Here is a 20,587-nt window from a genome sequence, read left to right as displayed (position 1 = left end):
GCGCAGGGATAGCCAAGTTTGGCCAACGGCGCAGCGTTCAGGGCGCTGTCCCGTAGGGGTCCGCAGGTTCAAATCCTGCTCCCTGCACTTTTCCCACAACGGAGGAATCATATGAGTAAGACGAACCCGAGACTCAGTAGTCTCATCGCCGACCTGAAGTCAGCCGCCCGCAGTTCGGGCGGTGCTGTCTGGGGCGACGTCGCCGAGCGCTTAGAAAAGCCACGGCGCACACACGCGGAAGTCAACCTCGGCCGTATCGAACGATACGCCCAGGAAGACGAAACCGTCGTTGTGCCCGGCAAGGTGCTTGGCTCCGGTGTCCTGCAGAAGGACGTCACCGTCGCCGCTGTCGACTTCTCCGGAACCGCCGAGACGAAGATCGACCAGGTTGGAGAGGCTGTATCACTCGAACAGGCAATTGAAAACAACCCAGAAGGCTCCCACGTCCGGGTGATTCGATGAGCGTCGCAGAATTCGACGCGGATGTCATCGTTGACGCCCGCGACTGTATCATGGGCCGCGTCGCATCACAGGTCGCCGAACAGGCTCTCGATGGCGAGACGGTCGCCGTTGTCAACGCCGAACGCGCCGTGATTACCGGCCGAGAGGAGCAGATCGTAGAGAAGTACGAGAAACGTGTCGACATCGGTAACGACAACGGGTACTTCTACCCCAAGCGACCGGACGGCATCTTCAAACGCACCATCCGCGGCATGCTGCCCCACAAGAAGCAGCGTGGCCGCGAAGCGTTCGAGAGCGTCCGTGTCTACCTCGGCAACCCGTACGACGAGGACGGCGAGGTTCTAGACGGCACGTCGCTTGACCGATTGTCGAACATCAAGTTCGTCACGCTGGGCGAGATCAGCGAAACGCTTGGAGCGAACAAGACATGGTAACGAACACGTCTGGCAAGAAGAAGACCGCCGTCGCCCGCGCGACCGTTCGCGAGGGTGAGGGCCGCGTGCGTATCGACTCGCAGCCGGTCGAACTCGTCGACCCCGAGCTGGCGCAGCTCAAGATGCTGGAACCGTTCCGCATTGCCGAGGACGACCTCCGCGGCGAGGTCGACGTGGAAGTGTCCGTCGAAGGTGGCGGCGTCATGGGGCAGGCAGACGCCGCCCGAACCGCCATCGCTCGCGGACTTGTCGACCACACCAACGACGCCGAACTCCGTGATGCGTTCATGGAGTTCGACCGCTCGCTGCTGGTCAACGATGTTCGCCAGTCCGAACCCAAGAAGTGGGGCGGCCCCGGTGCGCGGGCCCGCTACCAGAAATCGTACCGCTAAGGTGATTCAGGTATGATGGTACCGGTTCGGTGTTTCACGTGCGGTAACGTCGTCGGCGAGCACTGGGAAGAGTTCAAAGCACGCACCCGCGAGGCCGAGGAGCCTGAGGACCCGGAGAAGGTCCTTGATGAACTCGGCGTCGAGCGGCACTGCTGTCGCCGGATGCTCGTCTCGCACAAGGACCTCGTCGACATCGTCTCACCCTACCAATGAACGCACAGGAAAGCCGCTACGAGAAGGCCCGCAAACTCGGCGCACGAGCGCTGCAGTTGGCCCACGGTGCTCCCGTGCTCATCGAGACGGAACACACCCAGCCGATACTCATCGCCGCCGAGGAGTACGACGCTGGCGTCCTACCGTTTACGGTCAACAGGAGTGATTAACGATGACGCTCATCACTGACATCCGACTCCGCCGCGTCCTCGACTCCCGCGGGAACGCGACTGTCGAGGCCGACGTTCTCACCGAGAGTGGGGGCTTCGGTCGTGGCAAGGCACCGAGCGGCGCAAGCACGGGCGAGTACGAGGCCATCGAACTCCCCGCCAACGAGGCCATCGCCAAGGCCCGCGAGGAGGCACTCCCGCGACTCATCGGTGAGGTCCACGCCGGGAACCAGCGTGACGTCGACGCGGCGCTGCACGCCGCCGACGGCACCGACGACTTCTCCGGCATCGGAGCCAACAGCGCCGTCGCCATCTCGATGGCGGCCGCAAAGGCCGGTGCTGACGTGCTGGGCGCACCGCTGTACCAGCATCTCGGCGGTACGTTCCGGGGCAACGAGTACCCAACGCCGCTGGGCAATATCATCGGCGGCGGCGAGCACGCCGCGGACGCGACCAACATCCAGGAGTTCCTCGCGGCCCCCGTCGGCGCACCGAGCGTCGAAGAGGCTGTCTTCGCCAACGCCGCGGTCCATCAGGAGGTCCACGACATCCTGGCCGACCGCGACCTGCCAGCGGGCAAGGGCGACGAAGGAGCCTGGGCACCGTCCGTTTCGGACGACGAAGCGTTCGAGATTATGGACGAGGCTGTTGAGACCGTCGCCGACGACTTCGGCTTCGCTATCTCTTTCGGCCTCGATGTTGCTGGCGCGGAACTCTACGACGACGAGGCGGACGGCTACGTCTACGACGACGGCGTCAAGTCCACTGAAGAGCAGATAGAGTACATCGCCGGGAAGGTTGAGGAGTACGACCTCGTCTACGTCGAGGACCCACTCGACGAGAACGATTACGAGGCCTTCGCGGACCTGACCGCACAGGTCGGTGACCAGACGCTCGTCTGCGGCGACGACCTGTTCGTCACCAACGTCGAGCGCCTGCAGGCCGGTATCAACGCCGACGCCGGGAACTCCATCCTGATCAAGCCGAACCAGATCGGGACGCTTACCGACGCTGTCGACGCCATCGAACTGGCGACGGCAAGCGGCTACGAGTCCGTCGTCTCCCACCGCAGCGGCGAGACGGAAGACACGACGATCGCACACCTCGCTGTCGCCACTGACGCACCGTTCATCAAGACCGGCGCGGTCGGCGGCGAGCGCACAGCCAAGCTGAACGAACTAATCCGTATCGAGGACAACGCAGTATGAGCGGCAACGAAAAAGAAGGTCTCGACGCGTCAGACTCCGACTTCGACCCGTCCGACGAGGACGACGAAGCGGTCGACGCGGAGACCGAAACGGAAGCCGAACAGCCCGCCGACGACGCCACAGAGGCGACAGAGGCCGAACCAACCGATGCCGACACGGAGGCCGACGAAGCGGCCGAGGCCGACGAGGCCGCCGGCCCACAGCTGGACGAGGACGTCATGCCCGACGAGCAGTCGGAGGCCGACCTCCTCATCCCCGTCGAGGACTACCTCGGCGCCGGTGTCCACATCGGGACCCAGCAGAAGACCCAGGACATGGAGCGGTTCATCCACCGCGTCCGGACCGACGGGCTGTACGTGCTGGACGTCTCGATGACCGACGAGCGCATCCGAACCGCCGCAGACTTCCTGTCCAACTACGAACCGGAGCAGATTCTGGCCGCGTCGTCGCGCCAGTACGGCCGGTTCCCGGCCGAGAAGTTCGCCGAAGCGATCGGCGCGCGCGTCCGCACCGGCCGGTTCATCCCCGGCACGCTGACCAACCCCGACTACGACGGCTACATCGAGCCTGACATCGTGGTCGTCACCGACCCCATCGGCGACGCCCAGGCTGTCAAGGAGGCCATCACGGTCGGGATTCCGGTCATCGCGATGTGTGACTCCAACAACACCACGTCGAACGTCGACCTGGTCGTCCCGACGAACAACAAGGGGCGCAAGGCGCTGTCGGTCGTCTACTGGCTGCTGGCCAACGAGACGCTCGACCGCCGCGGTGCCGAGCCGACGTACGGACTCGACGACTTCGAGTCCGACATCTAACGTCGCTGAACCGTTCGTTTTCTCGCTGTCGAAGTGCGAGTGGCGATGCCAGTATCGCCAACACAAGACCTACCATAAGCCCCGGAGTAGGGCTGGCAAATGGCAGAGGGAGACACGTTCGTCAACGCCGTCATCGGTGCCGTCGCAACCGCTCTGCTGAGTGGATTCGTCCCGCTTGCGCCGCTACTCGGTGGTGGCATCGCCGGCTATCTCGAAGGCGGCGAGCGAGACGACGGCGTCCGTGTCGGATTGCTGTCCGGCGTCGTCGGGCTGGCGATATCGCTGGTCTTCTTCGTGGTCGTGTTCGTCTTTCTGGCCGCATTTCTGGCATTTGTGCCCGAAGCACTGGGCGTGTTCGGCGCGGTGGGACTGCTCGTGCTCGTCCTCGGAACAGTCATGACGGCTGCGTATTTCCTCGGCTTGAGCGCGCTCGGCGGCTGGCTGGGTAACTACGTCAAGCACGACACGACCATCGGCAATTGACCGGCTAGCCGCGCCGGCGGTAACTACATCACGGGGGACGCCACTACCGAGAACGCATATGCGTGAGTCGGTGACCAACGCCGGTATCGGGGCGCTCGTCACGGTTGCGCTGTCGTTCATCCCTTTTTCATCGATGGCCGGCGGTGCTGTGGCCGCAGCGAACCACGGCGGTAGCTACCGAACCGGGCTCTGGTTGGGGACGCTGGCTGGCGCTTGTGCGATGGTCCCTTTGCTCGCCCTCTTCATCCCGGCGCTGTACATCGCCGGCCTCCTCGGGTTCGGGATTCCGCCCGGCGCACCGGGGTACGACTTGTTTCTGGCGCTCGTGTTCACGTTCTTTCTGCTGTACACTGTCGGTCTCAGCGCTCTCGGTGGTCTCGGCGGCGTCTGGATATCGGCACACACCGACTGGGACCTAGACGCCAACCGCTGGCTCTGAATGCACGTGAACCGCCCGCTGCCCGACATTTGGCATACCATTCAAGCGTGTCCGACACCAACAGTAGTCGATGTCAAAGACGCCGCCCGGACCGAAGGGCGAACCGCTGTTCGGCAGTAGTCGCACGTACGCTCGGGACCCGTTCCGGTTCATCTCGGCACTGGAACGGGCCTACGGCGACGTCGCTCGATTCGATATGGGGCCGATGGACACGGTCATGCTGTGTGACCCGACGGCAATCGAGCGCGTGCTGGTCTCGGACGCAGACCGGTTCCGCAAGCCCGACTTTCAGGGAGATGCGCTCGGGGATCTGCTGGGTGACGGACTGCTGTTGAGCGAAGGCGAGACGTGGGAGCAGCAGCGAAAGCTCGCAAACCCTGCGTTCTCGATGGCGCGACTGTCGGGGATGGCCGACCGAATTACCGGCCACGCGGAGGACCGCATCGCCGACTGGTCCCACGGCGATGTCATAGACGCCGAGCAGTCGATGACTAGGGTCACGTTGGACGTAATTCTGGACCTGATGATGGGCGTCGAACTCTCCGAACAGCGAGTCCAGACCATCGAGGAGCAACTGCTGCCGCTGGGCCAGCGGTTCGAACCGGACCCGATCCGGTTTGCTATGCCACAGTGGATGCCGATGCCGGACGACGCCGAGTTCAACCGCGCCGTGCGGACGCTGGACGAGGTGCTGGACGACATTATCGAGGTCCGCGAGGACTCGCTCGGGACGGATGAGGACGGTCCGATGGACTTCCTGTCGGTACTCTTGCGTGCCCGTGACGATGGGAACCAGTCGCCCGAGCAACTGCGTGATGAGATGATGACGATGCTGCTTGCGGGCCACGACACGACGGCGTTGACGCTGACCTACACCTGGTTCCTGCTGTCGGAACACCCCGAGGTCGAACAGCGCGTCCACGAGGAACTGGACGACGTCATCGGCGACGACCGGCCGGGGATGGAGCACGTCCGCGAACTGGACTACCTCGAATGGGTGATTCAGGAAGCGATGCGGCTCTACCCCCCAGTGTACACCATCTTCCGGGAGCCGACCGAAGACGTGACGCTGTCAGGCTACGAGGTCGAGGCGGGAACGACGCTGATGGTCCCACAGTGGGGTGTTCACCGCTCCGAGCGGTTCTACGACGACCCCGAGACGTTCGACCCGGAGCGCTGGAAGCCCGAGCGAGCGAGCGAGCGGCCCCGGTTCGCCTACTTCCCGTTCGGGGGTGGCCCGCGCCACTGTATCGGGAAGCATCTTGCCATGCTTGAGGCGCAACTCATCACTGCAACGACGGCCAGCCAGTACCGACTGGAGTTCCAGGGAGAGACGCCACTGGAGCTGTTGCCGTCGTTGACCGCCCACCCCCGACAGAAAATGTCCATGCGCGTGCAGGAACGGTAACACGCACGCCGACACGATCGCTCCGGCGTCGTTGCCGGTTGCTACAGAGTAGGTTCGGCGTGCCAGTTGATTTGGTCACCAGCTATTTACTGCAGAGTCCCGTGTAAGCGTGCAAGAACAGCGGCCCTGCACGTCGCACCGGTGACCGATTTCGGCCTCGGTCACTACGGGAAGACCACGACCGCGACTAATTACCTACCCATCATGACACTGCTGCAGACCATCTCTGGCGACAACCGTCACACGCTGTTTGCAGTCGTCCCGCGCCCGGCCCTGTCTATAGACCGTTCACAGAGCTACATCGCTCCGGTAATCCTTGGTCGGTGGAGTGACATCTATCCCGGCGCAACCACCGGACTTGAACGGGATGCCGAATGACGCCTGAAACCGCTGGCGTCGGGGACGCCAGGGTCCGGGTCCTCTACGTTGGCACCGATTCGGACGACACCGAGACGCTGTCGACGGCTCTCGAACGCGAGAACAACCGTTTCACCGTCGAAACGGCTCGCACCGTCGACGAGGCTATGGCAAGGTTGGCTGCCGAGCCTGTCGACTGTCTCGTTTCCGACTACGGCCTGTCCAACGGGAACGGCATCGAGCTTCTGGAAACGGTCCGCGACGAGTACCCGGCCCTGCCGTTTATTATTTACACCGCACAGAGGAGTGAGGCAGTCGCCAGCGAGGCAATTTCGGCCGGTGTGACGGACTACCTCAGGAAAGAGCCGGGTGCCAAACAGCATGCCGGGCTGGCGAACCGAATCAGTGACGCCGTCGACCACTCCCGCTCACAGCAGGCGGTCAGCGAGCGGAACCGAGCGCTCCAGAGCTACGAGCGGATGGTCAACTCCATGCAGGAGGCTGCCTGTATTTACGATGCCGAAGACCGGTTCGAAATCGTCAACGAGACCATCGCAGAGTGGTACGACACGACGCGCAATGAGCTCGAAGGACAGACCAGTAGACTCGTTCCGCGTATTCGAGCCGAAGGTGAGACAGACTGTTACCAGGAACTGCTCGACGGAACGCGGGAGAAACTTAGCGGCGAAATCGAAGCGGAGTTCCCCGGCCACGGACACGCGGTGGTCGCGTACCAACTAACGCCGCTGGTCGTCGATGGTACTATCGACGGCATCGTCGGCGTAGCTCGTGATGTTACCGAGCAGAAAGAGCGCGAACGGGAGCTACTCCGGAACAAGCGCGCGATAGACGAGGCCCCGGTCGGCGTCACCATCACTGACCCCAACCAGCCGGACAACCCGCTGATCTACGCTAACGACCACTACCGCGAGCTGACTGGCTACTCGCTCCCGGAGCTGCTCGGGAAGAACTGCCGAATACTCCAGGGCGAGAACACCGACCCGGAGCCTGTCGATGCATTACGGGACGCTATCGACGCAGGGGAGCAGGTGTCGGTCGAACTCCGGAACTACCGAAAAGACGGGACCGAGTTCTGGAACCGGGTTCGGATCGCGCCAGTTCGCGACGACGACGGCACAGTCGTCAACTACGTCGGGTTCCAGCAGGATACCACCGAGCGGAAGCGCCGCGAGAAACGATTAGAGGAAACGTCATCGCGGCTCGAAGCCCTCTTCGAGAACTCGCCTGATATGATCGATGTGCTCGACGCCGACGGAACGATTTGTAAGGTGAACCAGCGATTCTGCGCGGAACTGGGGTACGACGAAAGCGAGGTGCTTGGACGGTCGATCTGGGAGTTCGACCTGATGTTCGACGCCGAGGACGTGCAGACCCAGCTTTCCGGGTTCAGTGTCGACGAGCGCCGCAAATTCGAAGGCCTGTACGAACGCCGCGACGGGTCGACGATGTCGGTCGAAGTGCATTTGCTTCGATTCAATCTCGAAGGAGAGGATCGCTTCCTGGCGATCAGTCGAGACATCACGGAGCGAAAGGAGCGCGAGCAGGAACTCGAACAGCAAAACGAACAGCTCGAACGGCTCAATTGAATCCACAGACGGCGCCGGGATAGGTCGTTAGAATCACGGGTATGAAGCGGGAGAGTAATGTTATGCACAACACCCTCTTCCGCTTCGTGAAGCAAGTGGCTTCGCTCGCTCAAAAGCTTACTGACGCTGCGCTGATGGAACTGAGTGATCCAGCCGGCAACGGGTTTGCCGGCTGGAAGCACGCAGTCTTGCTCTATCTGCGCGAACACATGAGCGCGGAGTACGAGGAAATCATCGACTGGGCCGAAGAGATGGAACGTGTTCGAGCGGTATTGAATCTTCAACGCGGGGAGTTTCCCGCGCCTTCGACGCTGTGTAAGGCGTTCAAACGGGCATCGATGACTGTCTGGCGACAGCTGCTCCGCCGGTCGGCGGAGCTGCTGGACCAGAATGGTCACGCCGCAATTGATGCCACCTACTTCGACCGTCAGCAGGCATCGTCTCACTACTTGCGACGGATTGATCGTTCCGTCAAAACGATCCAGACGACGTTTCTCGTAGATACAGCTGAGGGAGCAATTCTTGACTTACACTGCAGCACGAAGTGGCCTGACGAAACCAAGATCGGCCCGAAGGTCGCCCTGCGGAACGCGGGCGACCTTCGAAGCTTGGCCGCTGACAAAGGCTATGATGACATGAGCTTCCGTGAGGAGCTTCGAAACGCCGGGATTCGTCCGCTGATAAAGCACCGTGTTTTCGCTCCTTACGATCACGCACACAACGCCCGAATAGACGACGAGCTCTATGGTCAGCGATCACAGACCGAGTCCGTCAACTCCTCAATCAAGCGCTCGCACGGCTCCGCCGTCCGAGCGCGTGACTGGTTCCGCCAGTTCCGGGAGATAACGCTCATAGCCGGCGTTTACAACGTGGAGCAGGCAATTGAACGCTGAAACGCCGAAATTCGCCGGATTCAATTGAGCCGCTCGAACAGTTCGCCAGCGTCGTTAGTCACGACCTGCGGAACCCGTTGACCGTTGCACGCGGACAGCTCGAACTCCTGCGTGAGGAATCTGACAGCGAGCATATCGACGCTATCGACAGTGCACACCAGCGCATGGATACGCTCATCGATGACTTGCTTACGCTCGCACGCGATGGTGCGTCACCCGCTTCGCCCGTCGTGGTCGATCTTGAGCCGTTTGTCCGGACGTGCTGGCAAAACGTCGACACGAAAGCCGCGACGCTCCACATTGGCATAGACCGCCCCATCCGCGCCGACGAAAGTCGCCTCCGTCAACTGTTTGAGAATCTCGTTCGCAATGCGGTCGAACACGGCGGTGACGACGTGACCGTGACGGTCGGCGAACTGGCCGACGGCTTCTACGTTGAGGACAACGGTGCCGGTATTCCAGAGCCCGAGCGCGGGGACGTGTTTTCAGCCGGCTACTCGACGGCGGTAGAGGGAACCGGATTCGGCCTGAGCATCGTGAAACAGGTCGCCGACGCCCACGGCTGGACGGTCCGAGTCGTCAGCGGGGCCGACGGCGGCGCGCGGTTCGAATTTACCGACGTTGACGCCGTGTCCGAATAGGACTTCGATGGTCATCCTGACCGTCGACTCCGAAAACGCCTAACGCCCTGGGTGCACACGGGCGGGTATGGTCACGTCGAGCGCTCCCGGGAAAGTGTACCTGTTTGGGGAGCACGCGGTCGTCTACGGCGAGCCGGCGGTGCCCTGCGCCATTGAGCGGCGGGTGCACGTGACGGCAACCGAGATCGACGAGGGATTACGTATTCACGCGAACGACTTGCAACTGGATGGCTTTACTGTCGAGTACTCCGGTGACGGGGAGAGCCATCCGGACGTGGATGTCGCCGAATCGCTCGTCGAAGCTGGGATGGGATACGTCAACGAAGCGGTCGCACAGGCCCGTGACGCGGCCGATGCCCCTGAAGCAGGCTTCGAGATATCTGTGGAAGGCGACATCCCGCTTGGGGCGGGGCTGGGCTCGTCGGCCGCGCTCGTCGTCGCGGCGATAGACGCGGCGACCAGAGAACTCGGCGTCGAACTGTCAGCGAGCGATATTGCCGACCGCGCCTATCAGGTTGAACACGCAGTTCAGGACGGGCAAGCCTCGCGGGCGGACACGTTTTGCTCGGCGATGGGCGGGGCGGTCCGCGTGGAAGGCGACGACTGCCGGCGGCTGGAGGGCATCGACACCCTCCCCTTCGTCATCGGCTACGACGGCGGGGCCGGCGATACTGGGGCGTTGGTCGCCGGCGTCCGGGACCTCCGTGGAAAGTACGATTTCGCCGCCGACACCGTCGCAGCAATCGGCGACATCGTCCGCGAGGGAGAGTCAGTACTGGGAACGGGCGACTACGAACGGCTCGGGGAGCTGATGGATTTCAACCACGGACTGCTCTCAGCGCTGGGCGTCTCCTCGCGGTCGCTGGACTCGATGGTGTGGGCGGCCCGCGACGCCGACGCCCACGGCGCGAAACTCACCGGGGCCGGCGGCGGCGGCTGTATCGTCGCACTGGACGAAACGGACGACGCGCTCACCGCGCTGAAGTACACGCCGGGGTGTGAGGATGTCTTCCGGGCCGAGCTGGACACCGACGGAGTCCGGCAGGAATGACGGTCGTCCTCAAACTCGGCGGGAGCGTCATCACGGATAAAGACGACCCTGAGACGGTCGACCGGGCTGCGTTGTCGGCCGCGGTGTCAGCTATCGCCGAATCGCCGGTCGGCGAGGATATCGTCATCGTGCACGGCGGCGGGAGCTTCGGCCATCACCACGCCGCCGACTACGGCGTCAGCACGACCGAGGGGACCCACGATGTCGACGGCGTGCAGGCCATCCACGGTGCGATGTGCCGCCTCAACGCCGCCGTCGTAGATGCGCTCTCCGGGGCAGGCGTTCCGGCTGTTCCGGTCCACCCGTTCTCGGCGGCCACACGCGACGCCGACAGTGACCTTTCGCTGCCGACGGCGCAGGTCACGACGCTGCTCGACGAGGGGTTTGTCCCGGTCCTCCACGGCGACCTCGTCGCACACGCCGGTGCGGGCGCGACGGTTCTGAGCGGCGACGAACTGGTCGTCGAACTCGCGCCCGCTGTCGACGCGGACCGCGTCGGCGTCTGCTCGACCGTTCCCGGCGTTCTCGATGAAGACGGGGTCGTCATCGACCGCATCGAGGCATTCGAGGCTGTAGCACCGGCCCTTGGTGGGAGCGACGCGACGGACGTGTCGGGCGGGATGGCCGGCAAGGTCCGTGCGCTGCTCGCACTCTCGGCCCCTGCGCTCGTGTTCGGCCCTGACGCGCTCTCCGCGTTTCTCGCCGGTGAGAGTCCGGGGACGACTATCGCTGGTGATGACGCCGATTGATGGGACTGCCAGTCCTGTCGTCAGTGAATTCTGCTCAGAGCACGATTACTCGAAGTGTATGTGTTTACCCTGTGGATTCAACGACCGGTACAGCGCGAGCTCGTGAGATCATCTCGTTGTCCCGAACGACTCGCTTGAGTTCCTCATAGGGATTGCGTCCCTGCTGGCTCCACGTTGCCAGCAGGGAGAAGAGGGTTTCGTGGACGAACATTCCGCGGTCGTTCCGGAGTGTCCCGATGATTTTCCGAAGAACGACTGGTTCACGTAGCGCGTTTTCCGCAGCGTTGTTCGTCGGCGAGACCGCTGGCTCACCGACGAAGGTGAGCCAGTGGTCGAGGCCTCCTTCGATCTTCCCGAGTAGTGTTGCCACTGGTCCGTCGGGGACCGACCGCTCAATCAACGATTCGAGTTCTCTCCGCGCGACACGCTGTAATTCTGCCCGCTCGCGCAGTGTCAAGTCGCTCTCCAGCTGAGTCTGGAGAGCGGCATACAACTGTGTGAGCGCTCGGTAGATCGGTTCGCCTTCTTCCTGCTGTTCGGCAGCATCCTCGGCCTCCCGGAGAATGTGCGCCCAACACCGCTGGAGTTTCTTGCTGAAAGCTGGGTACGCTGTCCACCCGTCACAGATAATCGTTCCTGCGAAGTCCTCCCCGAGGACTTCCGCAGGAACATCGTGGCCACGACTTTCCCGGACGGCGTACAGCGTGTGCTTGTCCGTTCGGAACGTCCAGAGCCACGCTTGGTCTCCGTCGCGCTTGATTCCCGTTTCATCAACGTTGACCACGTCGGCCTGTTGAATCTGTCTACGTATCTGCTCGTACTCCGAGCGACCGGCGCGCGCTGCGCGCTCGGTCGCATGCCACGCGGACGCGCCCGAAAGGTCCAATCCGTGGAGTTGGTTGAAACGATCAGCGATCTTTCGGTAGGGAAGCCGGTGATCGTACCGGGAAAGAGCCGCCTGCGCGATGACGTTCACCCCGAACTGCCCCTCATCGGGGCAGTCGGGGTGTGATGCCACCGTCTCGGTTCCGCACGAGTCGCACTCGTAGTAATGGCGGTTGTACTGGGTAGCTTCCACAGGCTGCGGATCAGGAATCTCTTCGACGAGTCGCGGGCTGACGCCCTCCGACTCATCGAACTGCTCACCACAGTCAGGGCAACAGTCACACGTGACTTCGACCTCCTCATCTGGATCGGGTGCAGACCGCCACTCGGGATTATGGCCGGATTTTCGACCCGGTGTCCCGCCGTCAGTACGAGGTTCTTCGTCGTCCTCGTCGGATGAAGACGAGGACGACTCCTCAGAGTCAGATTGTTTCTGACTGGAGGGGGTGTGCGGTCCTTCGTGCCAGCGAAGTTTGGCTCTGAGCCGCTTGTTCTCTTCGCGGAGGTGTTGATTCTCCTGTTCAAGCTTCTCAACACGATTTTTGAGCGCAAGAAGTTCCTCACGCGAAACCTCAACGCTGTCATCTGAGGAAGTCACGCGACTGCACTCCCCAAAGCAGACGACACGGGATGGTCTCTGTCAGAGAGACCATCCCTCACAATCGCCTTTGTCGCCTGCATTGACCTACTGGCAGGTCAGGGGCAATCTACGAGAGAGTACCGAAATCGTTCTGGGGGTAAACCGATGCCTCGAAGTCAAGCCCAAACTGACTGATGGAGCGGTATCACTGCTTGCTCTCGACGGACAGGTAGCTTAAATATCACTTCCTCAACTGTCGTAACGGCTCAATTGAATCCGGCGAATTTCGGCGTTTCAGCGTTCAATTGCCTGCTCCACGTTGTAAACGCCGGCTATGAGCGTTATCTCCCGGAACTGGCGGAACCAGTCACGCGCTCGGACGGCGGAGCCGTGCGAGCGCTTGATTGAGGAGTTGACGGACTCGGTCTGTGATCGCTGACCATAGAGCTCGTCGTCTATTCGGGCGTTGTGTGCGTGATCGTAAGGAGCGAAAACACGGTGCTTTATCAGCGGACGAATCCCGGCGTTTCGAAGCTCCTCACGGAAGCTCATGTCATCATAGCCTTTGTCAGCGGCCAAGCTTCGAAGGTCGCCCGCGTTCCGCAGGGCGACCTTCGGGCCGATCTTGGTTTCGTCAGGCCACTTCGTGCTGCAGTGTAAGTCAAGAATTGCTCCCTCAGCTGTATCTACGAGAAACGTCGTCTGGATCGTTTTGACGGAACGATCAATCCGTCGCAAGTAGTGAGACGATGCCTGCTGACGGTCGAAGTAGGTGGCATCAATTGCGGCGTGACCATTCTGGTCCAGCAGCTCCGCCGACCGGCGGAGCAGCTGTCGCCAGACAGTCATCGATGCCCGTTTGAACGCCTTACACAGCGTCGAAGGCGCGGGAAACTCCCCGCGTTGAAGATTCAATACCGCTCGAACACGTTCCATCTCTTCGGCCCAGTCGATGATTTCCTCGTACTCCGCGCTCATGTGTTCGCGCAGATAGAGCAAGACTGCGTGCTTCCAGCCGGCAAACCCGTTGCCGGCTGGATCACTCAGTTCCATCAGCGCAGCGTCAGTAAGCTTTTGAGCGAGCGAAGCCACTTGCTTCACGAAGCGGAAGAGGGTGTTGTGCATAACATTACTCTCCCGCTTCATACCCGTGATTCTAACGACCTATCCCGGCGCCGTCTGTGGATTCAATTGAGCCGTCGTAACATATTTGTTCTCTGTTATCAATTATGCGACTATGTCTGCAGTAGGTCTGACCGACGTCTATCGATACGGAACGAGGTTTCTCGGGACATTACTTGTCGTCGCCGGCGTCGGTGGCGGCCTCATCGCTGCAGGGTACGTGCTGATACAGAACGGCTCGTTCAGTTCGCTCTCGGGGAACGCGGGCTATCGTGCGGTACTCGGCATCGTCGTCGGCGCGCTCGGTGGCCTCCTGTTGCTCTCCGGCTTGCTTGGCCTGACTCACAAGCTCATCGCCGACGCGACGATGGCGGGCACGCTCGCGGCCCAGACGGCACAGCCTGATGCGAGCGATGTGGCAGCTGGGAGTCCTCCGGCAAGTGACCAGACAGCGACTGACACTGCCGATGGTAGCGCTGCATCCGCTACCGAACCGGCTTCGAAGTCCGATGACCCGATGCCGGAGTCGACCGAGCCTGAGCCCGCTGTTTCCCAGGATACCGAGCCGGCTGCTGACCCGGCGGCTGCCGAGCCGACGACCGGCGAGTCCGACGTGTCGGAACCGGTCGCTGACTCCGAGCCGAACACTGGCTCGGCCGGCGACTCGGGAATCCACGCGCCCGCACAGCAACACTCCGACCCATCCGACGCGGCAGCGCCGTCTGCTGCCTCCGACACTGCGACGGCCGGGACTGACGGTGCTCCGGTGACGGCAGCCGACGAAGACCCGCTGGGAGATGCTGACTCGGCGACAGCTGATGACCCGGTGGCAGACGATGTCCCAGCGACAGATACGGGCCGCTTGGACGCCGACGACGCTTCAGAACCACCGACTGCTGACGAGACGATGGCCCCGGCGACAGCCGAAGACGCAGTGGAGACAGCGGCGGCCCAAGACGCACCGCTATCGGAGCAACAGCCGGCTGAAAACGTTGCCGGACCGGAACCTGAAACCGTGGACGACACCACTGCGGAGCCATCCCCGGCGGATCTCGCCGGCGACTCGGAAACGGTAGAACCCCGGTCCGAACCCAGCGAGCAGTCGGACCGCGACCTGCTCGCTGAGGACGCCGCTGAAGAACCAGAGCTGAGTACGGAACCACAGGAATGGACGCCGCCGGACCCTGCGGAGTTTGACACGGGGAGCGAGGAACCCACGGCGGCTGACGACTGGGAAGCAGATGAGCAAGCACCAGCCGACGACTGGGAGACCGAACCTGACGCCGATACCGAACCGAGTGGTGTCGGCTCACTCGATGCTGACGAGGCGGACCAGCACGACGCCGTGACTCAGGACACCCGATTACTCGACGAATCTGGTGCGGCAGACACGTCTGGGGGCCCGCGAACGACGGACGACCTGTTTGGCGGCACTGATGACGACCAACCCGGACCCGAGGTTGACGAGAGCATGCAGGACGAGTCGGAGTCTCAGGACGCTGAGACACCTGCTGACGAGGACTCGACGCTTGCAGATGACGGTGTCACTGGCTTCGATGTTTCAGGTGGCGACGACCCCCTCTCCGACCCCTTAGACGACGAGTAGGGACGAACCCACACCGTTTTAAGAAGCGCCGTTGTAGACCGAAGTAACCGAGCGCACGGCCGCCCGTGGACTGCGGTTTGGCGGCCGGCAGACGGCGGATGTAAGTTGCGGGACGGAAGTCCCTCCCACTGCGGTTGCACAGGCTACGGGCGTACCCGACTGGCCTGGAGCGCCGACGCGGACGAAGTCGCCTACATTGCAGATACCGTCGTTGCCGTGCCCCACCGGATGCCCGCGGCCGGCTTTCCACTCGGAGCTACAACTATGGAAGTCGAAATTGCGACAATTGGCGGTTACGAGGCTGTAGGCCGACAGATGACGGCCGTCCGTGCAGGGGACGACGTCGTCATCTTCGACATGGGCCTGAACCTCTCGAAGGTACTGATTCACGACAACGTCGAGACGGAACGGATGCACTCGCTGGACCTCATCGACATGGGTGCCATCCCGGACGACCGGGTCATGTCCGACCTGGAAGGCGACGTGAAGGCTATCGTCCCGACACACGGTCACCTGGACCACATCGGCGCGATATCCAAGCTCGCCCACCGCTACGACGCACCTATTGTTGCGACGCCTTTCACCATCGAACTCGTCAAACAGCAGATCAAGAGCGAGGAGAAGTTCGGCGTCCAGAACGACCTCGTGAAGATGGACGCCGGCGAGACGATGTCCATCGGCGAGCGCAACGAACTGGAGTTCGTCAACGTCACGCACTCCATCATTGATGCCATCAACCCTGTTCTCCACACGCCGGAAGGCGCGGTCGTCTACGGGCTGGACAAGCGGATGGACCACTCGCCGGTCATCGGCGACCCTATCGACATGAAGCGGTTCCGCGAAATCGGCCGTGAGGGCGAGGGCGTCCTCTGTTACATCGAGGACTGTACGAACGCGGGTAAGAAGGGACGTACGCCTTCCGAATCCGTGGCGCGTCGCCACCTCAAAGACGTGATGGACAGCGTCGCCGACTACGACGGCGGTATCGTCGCGACGACGTTCTCCTCACACATCGCTCGTGTCAAGAGCCTCGTTGAGTTCGCCGACGACATCGGCCGCCAGCCGGTGCTGCTCGGTCGCTCGATGGAGAAGTACTCCGGTACCGCCGAACGGCTTGACTTCGTCGACTTCCCGGAAGACCTCGGAATGTACGGCCACCGCAAGTCTGTCGACCGGACGTTCAAGCGGATCATGAACGAGGGCAAGGAGAACTTCCTCCCGATCGTCACTGGCCATCAGGGCGAGCCACGCGCGATGCTCACCCGGATGGGCCGCGGCGAGACGCCCTACGAGCTAGACGACGGCGACAAGGTCATCTTCTCGGCCCGGGTCATCCCGGAGCCAACCAACGAGGGCCAGCGCTACCAGTCCGAGAAGCTGCTGGGCATGCAGGGCGCGCGCATCTACGACGACATCCACGTCTCGGGTCACCTCCGCGAAGAGGGCCACTACGAAATGATCGACGCGCTCCAGCCGAAGAACATCATCCCGGCTCACCAGAGCCTCGAAGGGTTCGCACCGTACGTCGACCTCGCGGAAAACATGGGCTACAAAGCCGGACGGGACCTCCACATCACCCGCAACGGCAACATGATCAAGCTCACCGAGTAAATCGATGTCCGAACGCCATCAGCAGGTCGAAGACGCGATTGTCGCCCGACGAGACCGGGTCAACGACGCCCTCCCAGAGGACCTTCCGGTGCAGAAGCCGGACCACCTCTACGAGGCGTCGCGATACCTGCTGGACGCGGGCGGGAAACGACTCCGCCCGACGGTCCTGCTGCTGGTCGCGGAGTCGCTGCTCGATGTCGACCCGCTGACGGCAGACTACCGTGACTTCCCGACGCTCGAAGGCGGGCAGGCCGATATGATGTCGGCCGCCCTCGCCATCGAGGTCATCCAGACGTTCACGCTCATCCACGACGACATCATGGACGACGACGCGCTCCGTCGTGGGGTGCCCGCCGTCCACAAGGAGTATGACCTCTCGACGGCGATTCTCGCCGGCGACACGCTGTACTCGAAAGCGTTCGAGTTCCTGCTCGAAACGGGCGCGGCTCACGAACGGACTGTCGACGCGAACAAGCGACTCGCAACGACGTGTACCCGCATTTGCGAGGGCCAGTCCCTCGACATCGAGTTCGAGCAACGCGATGTTGTCACGCCCGAGGAGTATCTGGAGATGGTCGAACTCAAGACGGCCGTGCTGTACGGCGCGGCTGCCTCAATTCCGGCCACGCTGCTGGGGGCCGACGAGCAGACGGTCGATGCCCTGTACAACTACGGGCTCGACGTGGGGCGTGCGTTCCAGATTCAGGACGACCTGCTGGACCTGACGACGCCCTCTGAGAAACTCGGCAAGCAGCGCGGGTCCGACCTCGTCGAGAACAAGCAGACGCTGGTGACGCTGCACGCTCGCCAGCAGGGCGTCGACGTGGGCGACCTCGTCGACACGGACTCTGTCGAGGCCGTTTCGGAAGCCGAAATCGACGACGCCGTCGAGCGTCTGCGAGAGGTAGGGTCAATCGAATACGCCCGCCAGACCGGGCAGGACCTCATTGCGAGCGGCAAGCAGAACCTTGAAGTCCTGCCGGACAACGAGGCCCGCTACCTGCTCGAAGGCATCGCGAACTACCTCGTTGAGCGCGACTACTGAGCATGGACCAGACCCGGCGAGCCGTTCTCGCCGGTGTCGCCGGACTTTTCGCTGGCTGTGGAACGACGAGTCAGCGGACCACAACACCACGCCCGACAGCAACGGTGACCAGCACCACGGAGACGGTTCGCTACACGCATCTTCAGCCCTCCGGCAATCGTCACATTTCAGGTTCGGGCCGGTTCGACGCCGTCGACCCGATAGACATCGCCATTGAGGGCCACCCGAAGTGGCTCGTCGGACTGCCAGTCGAGGGCGGGAGTCTCTGGGTTGTCGTTCCAGAGGCAGGGGCCCCAAAGGCGGTTCGGGTGAGTCAGGACCGAGTTGAATCGGTTGTCATCGAACCCGACCTGCTGGCGGGCCAGCCACCAGCCGTGGTTGTTCAGGACAACGGCGTTCGGTTCCTCACTGCCGATGAGACAGGACCCAACACCCACGCCGTCCAGTTTCCCGATGGTACCATCGCGACGGTGACCAAGTCCGGGGTCGTCCTCGTGGATGGCGACCCGCTCATCGAGGATGCTCTGCCCGACGCCCGAATCGTCTGGCAGGACGATGTCGCTGCTGTGCTCGCCGGTGCGACGCAGCGATACGACCACGGAGCGCTCGGTGACGAGGTCGAGGCCCGCGCTATCGTTCTGTTTGTTGCAGACGGAAGTGGGACCGTCCGCCGCCGAGTTCAACTGCCTGAACCAACGGTCGTCGAAGGTGTAGCACCGATTCTTGCGGACATTGACGACGATGGTGACCCCGAAGTACTCGTCACCGTCACCGGGCCCGATGAGGGCGCTCGGGTGGCCGCCTACGGACTGGACGGCGAGCGCGTCGCGACTGGGCCCGCAATCGGGACGGGCTTTCGTTGGCGCCACCAGCTCTGTGTCGCGCCGTTCTCCCCCGACGGGGCGCCCGAAATCGCCGTCGTTCGCACCCCACACATCGGCGGGACGGTGGAGTTCTACCGTATCGACGGTGACCGGCTCTCAATCGCGGCCCGCTACGACGGCGTCTCCTCGCACGCATTCGGCTCGCGTATCCTCGACGGTGGACTCGCCGGAGATCTGCTCGGCGATGACCGACAGACGCTGGTCGTCCCGACCCAGAAGCGCCGGACGCTCGTCGCGCTCCAGCGGCAGGACGGCGTTCGGCAGGCGGCCCAGCGTGACATCGGCGCGTCGCTCGCCTCGAACGTTGCGGCGACACCGACTGGCGACGGCGGCTTGAGCATTGCTGTCGGTCGCAGTGACGGTGTCGTCCGCGTCTGGCAGTAGGGCGGCTGTTGACCCTGAATGGTGCTGGTCAGCAACTAAGACGTATCAGTTCCTAGGTAGCCGTGTGACTCGGTTCCTTCTCTACGGCGGCAAGGGCGGCGTCGGCAAGACGACCGTGGCCGCGGCGACTGGCTATCGGCTGGCGACGGCGGGCCACGAGACACTCGTTGTCTCCACCGACCCCGCGCACTCGCTGGCCGATGCCGTCGAGACCGAGGTCGGCGGCGACCCGACGGAAATCCGGTCGGGGCTGTGGGGTGTCGAGGTCGATCCACAGACGGGTATTGACCGTTACCGGTCACTGTTCGAGGCGCTGGCGTCGGAATTTTCCGATGCCGGCATTCGGATGGACGAAGAGGAAATCGCTGACCTGTTCACATCCGGCGTAATGCCCGGTAGCGACGAACTAGCAGCCATCGAGGGCATGGCGACGTACATCGAGAGCGACCGCTGGGACCGCGTGGTGTTCGACACTGCCCCGACCGGGCACACGCTCCGCCTGCTTGACCTCCCGTCGGTGATGGACCGCGGCGTTGCCACGGCGATGGATCTCCGGGACCAGGTTCGTCGGAAAGTCAACACTGCCCGGACGATGATGTTCGGCCCGATGGCGAGCCGGCGCGACGACGGCCCGGACGACTTCACCGAGATGCGCACGCGGATGGAACGGGTCGGCACAGTGCTTCGAGACCCCAAACAGACCGCGTTCCGGGTCGTCACGATTCCCGAAACGATGGCCGTCCGCGAGACGGAGCGGCTGGTCGCGAAGCTCCGCGAGTTCGACGTGCCGGTAACGACGCTGGTCGTGAACAAGGTCATCGAGGACGCCGGCGACTGTCAGCGCTGTCAGGGCAAGCAGGTGGTACAGCAAGAGTCTATTGCCGCGCTTCGGGAGTCGCTGCCCGACCTTGACGTGTGGACGATTCCCGACCAGTCCGGCGAGGTGACTGGTATTAGCGCGCTGGACAGGGTTGCGGAGTCTCTGGTGGATGTGAAGTGACCTGTAAAGACGAGCATCCGCGCGAGCGAAGCGAGCGCGGTTCACCGGAACCGAACTTAGTGAGGTTCCGGCCTTTTTCGCCCACGTTTTTCAAGGAGTGGTGGCGAGCATCGCGAGCCACCCGACGATGAAAAAGGTGGTCCGA

20 protein-coding genes, 1 tRNA gene and 3 pseudogenes are annotated in these 20,587 nt (G+C 62.8%); 22 read left to right on the top strand and 2 right to left on the bottom strand.

Annotation, left to right across the window (positions count from 1 at the left end):
- The first annotated feature begins 2 nt into the window (after positions 1-2).
- The 17 genes and pseudogenes from BDK61_RS14910 to BDK61_RS14830 all read left to right on the top strand — a co-directional run bounded on the left by BDK61_RS14910 (position 3) and on the right by BDK61_RS14830 (position 11,325).
- Positions 3-87 (top strand) — tRNA-Leu (locus BDK61_RS14910).
- A gap of 24 nt (positions 88-111) precedes the next feature.
- A complete protein-coding gene (locus BDK61_RS14905) occupies positions 112-462 on the top strand; it encodes a 50S ribosomal protein L18e (RefSeq protein WP_004516800.1) in 351 nt (116 codons plus the stop codon).
- A complete protein-coding gene (locus tag BDK61_RS14900) occupies positions 459-896 on the top strand; it encodes a 50S ribosomal protein L13 (protein WP_004593558.1) in 438 nt (145 codons plus the stop codon). Before BDK61_RS14905 ends, BDK61_RS14900 begins: the two co-directional genes overlap by 4 nt.
- Positions 890-1,288, top strand: a complete 399-nt coding sequence (locus BDK61_RS14895) for a 30S ribosomal protein S9 (protein ID WP_004516798.1) — start codon at positions 890-892, stop codon at positions 1,286-1,288. The genes BDK61_RS14900 and BDK61_RS14895 overlap by 7 nt, the downstream gene beginning before the upstream one ends.
- A 12-nt stretch (positions 1,289-1,300) precedes the next feature.
- Positions 1,301-1,501, top strand: a complete 201-nt coding sequence (locus BDK61_RS14890) for a DNA-directed RNA polymerase subunit N (RefSeq protein ID WP_004516797.1) — start codon at positions 1,301-1,303, stop codon at positions 1,499-1,501.
- On the top strand, positions 1,498-1,671 hold the full coding sequence (locus BDK61_RS14885; RefSeq protein ID WP_004516796.1) for a DNA-directed RNA polymerase subunit K: 174 nt from the start codon (positions 1,498-1,500) through the stop codon (positions 1,669-1,671). The genes BDK61_RS14890 and BDK61_RS14885 overlap by 4 nt, the downstream gene beginning before the upstream one ends.
- A 2-nt stretch (positions 1,672-1,673) precedes the next feature.
- Positions 1,674-2,879, top strand: a complete 1,206-nt coding sequence (gene eno, locus BDK61_RS14880) for a phosphopyruvate hydratase (RefSeq protein ID WP_004963339.1) — start codon at positions 1,674-1,676, stop codon at positions 2,877-2,879.
- Positions 2,876-3,697 (top strand): 30S ribosomal protein S2, encoded by an 822-nt coding sequence (gene rpsB / locus BDK61_RS14875; RefSeq protein ID WP_121303619.1) that lies wholly within the window; start codon positions 2,876-2,878, stop codon positions 3,695-3,697. Before eno ends, rpsB begins: the two co-directional genes overlap by 4 nt.
- 99 nt (positions 3,698-3,796) lie before the next feature.
- On the top strand, positions 3,797-4,180 hold the full coding sequence (locus BDK61_RS14870) for a DUF5518 domain-containing protein (protein ID WP_007188239.1): 384 nt from the start codon (positions 3,797-3,799) through the stop codon (positions 4,178-4,180).
- A gap of 58 nt (positions 4,181-4,238) precedes the next feature.
- Positions 4,239-4,619, top strand: a complete 381-nt coding sequence (locus BDK61_RS14865) for a DUF5518 domain-containing protein (protein WP_004963314.1) — start codon at positions 4,239-4,241, stop codon at positions 4,617-4,619.
- Between the two features lie 70 nt (positions 4,620-4,689).
- Positions 4,690-6,027, top strand: a complete 1,338-nt coding sequence (locus BDK61_RS14860) for a cytochrome P450 (protein WP_121303618.1) — start codon at positions 4,690-4,692, stop codon at positions 6,025-6,027.
- A 204-nt stretch (positions 6,028-6,231) separates the two neighbouring features.
- Positions 6,232-6,405: a hypothetical protein gene (locus BDK61_RS14855; protein WP_244209804.1), complete on the top strand. Its 174-nt coding sequence runs from the start codon at positions 6,232-6,234 to the stop codon at positions 6,403-6,405.
- Positions 6,402-7,982 (top strand): annotated as a pseudogene (locus BDK61_RS14850) (PAS domain S-box protein); the annotation flags it as partial. The gene BDK61_RS14855 and the pseudogene BDK61_RS14850, both read left to right, overlap by 4 nt.
- Positions 7,983-8,032: 50 nt before the next feature.
- Complete coding sequence (locus BDK61_RS14845; RefSeq protein WP_121301968.1) at positions 8,033-8,884, top strand: IS5-like element ISHma10 family transposase; 852 nt, start codon at positions 8,033-8,035, stop codon at positions 8,882-8,884.
- A gap of 26 nt (positions 8,885-8,910) precedes the next feature.
- Positions 8,911-9,525, top strand: a pseudogene (locus BDK61_RS14840) (sensor histidine kinase); the annotation flags it as partial.
- Between the two features lie 67 nt (positions 9,526-9,592).
- On the top strand, positions 9,593-10,576 hold the full coding sequence (mvk, locus tag BDK61_RS14835) for a mevalonate kinase (RefSeq protein ID WP_007188244.1): 984 nt from the start codon (positions 9,593-9,595) through the stop codon (positions 10,574-10,576).
- Positions 10,573-11,325, top strand: coding sequence for an isopentenyl phosphate kinase (locus BDK61_RS14830; protein WP_011222804.1), 753 nt, complete (start codon positions 10,573-10,575; stop codon positions 11,323-11,325). Before mvk ends, BDK61_RS14830 begins: the two co-directional genes overlap by 4 nt.
- A 64-nt stretch (positions 11,326-11,389) precedes the next feature.
- Here BDK61_RS14830 and tnpC read toward each other — a convergent pair.
- A pseudogene (tnpC, locus tag BDK61_RS14825) lies at positions 11,390-12,863 on the bottom strand (IS66 family transposase).
- A gap of 221 nt (positions 12,864-13,084) precedes the next feature.
- Positions 13,085-13,936, bottom strand: a complete 852-nt coding sequence (locus BDK61_RS14820) for an IS5-like element ISHma10 family transposase (protein ID WP_121301968.1) — start codon at positions 13,934-13,936, stop codon at positions 13,085-13,087.
- Positions 13,937-14,027: 91 nt separating this feature from the next.
- Between BDK61_RS14820 and BDK61_RS14815 the strand changes: the two genes are divergently transcribed.
- The 5 genes from BDK61_RS14815 (at position 14,028) to BDK61_RS14795 (ending at position 20,442) form a co-directional block, all read left to right on the top strand.
- Complete coding sequence (locus tag BDK61_RS14815; RefSeq protein WP_121303616.1) at positions 14,028-15,518, top strand: hypothetical protein; 1,491 nt, start codon at positions 14,028-14,030, stop codon at positions 15,516-15,518.
- A 264-nt stretch (positions 15,519-15,782) separates the two neighbouring features.
- Positions 15,783-17,129, top strand: coding sequence for a ribonuclease J (locus BDK61_RS14810; RefSeq protein ID WP_121303615.1), 1,347 nt, complete (start codon positions 15,783-15,785; stop codon positions 17,127-17,129).
- Positions 17,130-17,133: 4 nt separating this feature from the next.
- Entirely contained in the window at positions 17,134-18,174 is a 1,041-nt protein-coding gene (idsA3, locus tag BDK61_RS14805) for a geranylfarnesyl diphosphate synthase (RefSeq protein WP_004963288.1), read from the top strand.
- Between the two features lie 2 nt (positions 18,175-18,176).
- Positions 18,177-19,442 (top strand): hypothetical protein, encoded by a 1,266-nt coding sequence (locus BDK61_RS14800; protein WP_121303614.1) that lies wholly within the window; start codon positions 18,177-18,179, stop codon positions 19,440-19,442.
- A gap of 64 nt (positions 19,443-19,506) precedes the next feature.
- Complete coding sequence (locus BDK61_RS14795; RefSeq protein ID WP_121303613.1) at positions 19,507-20,442, top strand: ArsA family ATPase; 936 nt, start codon at positions 19,507-19,509, stop codon at positions 20,440-20,442.
- Positions 20,443-20,587: the final 145 nt, after the last annotated feature.

This window comes from Haloarcula quadrata (genome assembly GCF_003634715.1).
Taxonomy (GTDB): domain Archaea; phylum Halobacteriota; class Halobacteria; order Halobacteriales; family Haloarculaceae; genus Haloarcula; species Haloarcula marismortui.
The sequence above is the reverse complement of the archived record's forward strand: the minus strand, read 5'-3'. Positions and strand labels throughout refer to the sequence as shown.

Coding starts and splice junctions, on each gene's coding strand:
- BDK61_RS14810 (WP_121303615.1), top strand. CDS start 15,783: ATGGAAGTCGAAATTGCGACAATTGGCGGTTACGAGGCTGTAGGCCGA.
- BDK61_RS14870 (WP_007188239.1), top strand. CDS start 3,797: ATGGCAGAGGGAGACACGTTCGTCAACGCCGTCATCGGTGCCGTCGCA.
- BDK61_RS14865 (WP_004963314.1), top strand. CDS start 4,239: ATGCGTGAGTCGGTGACCAACGCCGGTATCGGGGCGCTCGTCACGGTT.
- BDK61_RS14900 (WP_004593558.1), top strand. CDS start 459: ATGAGCGTCGCAGAATTCGACGCGGATGTCATCGTTGACGCCCGCGAC.
- BDK61_RS14815 (WP_121303616.1), top strand. CDS start 14,028: ATGTCTGCAGTAGGTCTGACCGACGTCTATCGATACGGAACGAGGTTT.
- BDK61_RS14860 (WP_121303618.1), top strand. CDS start 4,690: ATGTCAAAGACGCCGCCCGGACCGAAGGGCGAACCGCTGTTCGGCAGT.
- idsA3 (WP_004963288.1), top strand. CDS start 17,134: ATGTCCGAACGCCATCAGCAGGTCGAAGACGCGATTGTCGCCCGACGA.
- BDK61_RS14855 (WP_244209804.1), top strand. CDS start 6,232: ATGACACTGCTGCAGACCATCTCTGGCGACAACCGTCACACGCTGTTT.
- eno (WP_004963339.1), top strand. CDS start 1,674: ATGACGCTCATCACTGACATCCGACTCCGCCGCGTCCTCGACTCCCGC.
- rpsB (WP_121303619.1), top strand. CDS start 2,876: ATGAGCGGCAACGAAAAAGAAGGTCTCGACGCGTCAGACTCCGACTTC.
- BDK61_RS14890 (WP_004516797.1), top strand. CDS start 1,301: ATGATGGTACCGGTTCGGTGTTTCACGTGCGGTAACGTCGTCGGCGAG.
- BDK61_RS14820 (WP_121301968.1), bottom strand. CDS start 13,936: ATGAAGCGGGAGAGTAATGTTATGCACAACACCCTCTTCCGCTTCGTG.
- BDK61_RS14800 (WP_121303614.1), top strand. CDS start 18,177: ATGGACCAGACCCGGCGAGCCGTTCTCGCCGGTGTCGCCGGACTTTTC.
- mvk (WP_007188244.1), top strand. CDS start 9,593: ATGGTCACGTCGAGCGCTCCCGGGAAAGTGTACCTGTTTGGGGAGCAC.
- BDK61_RS14845 (WP_121301968.1), top strand. CDS start 8,033: ATGAAGCGGGAGAGTAATGTTATGCACAACACCCTCTTCCGCTTCGTG.
- BDK61_RS14885 (WP_004516796.1), top strand. CDS start 1,498: ATGAACGCACAGGAAAGCCGCTACGAGAAGGCCCGCAAACTCGGCGCA.
- BDK61_RS14895 (WP_004516798.1), top strand. CDS start 890: ATGGTAACGAACACGTCTGGCAAGAAGAAGACCGCCGTCGCCCGCGCG.
- BDK61_RS14830 (WP_011222804.1), top strand. CDS start 10,573: ATGACGGTCGTCCTCAAACTCGGCGGGAGCGTCATCACGGATAAAGAC.
- BDK61_RS14905 (WP_004516800.1), top strand. CDS start 112: ATGAGTAAGACGAACCCGAGACTCAGTAGTCTCATCGCCGACCTGAAG.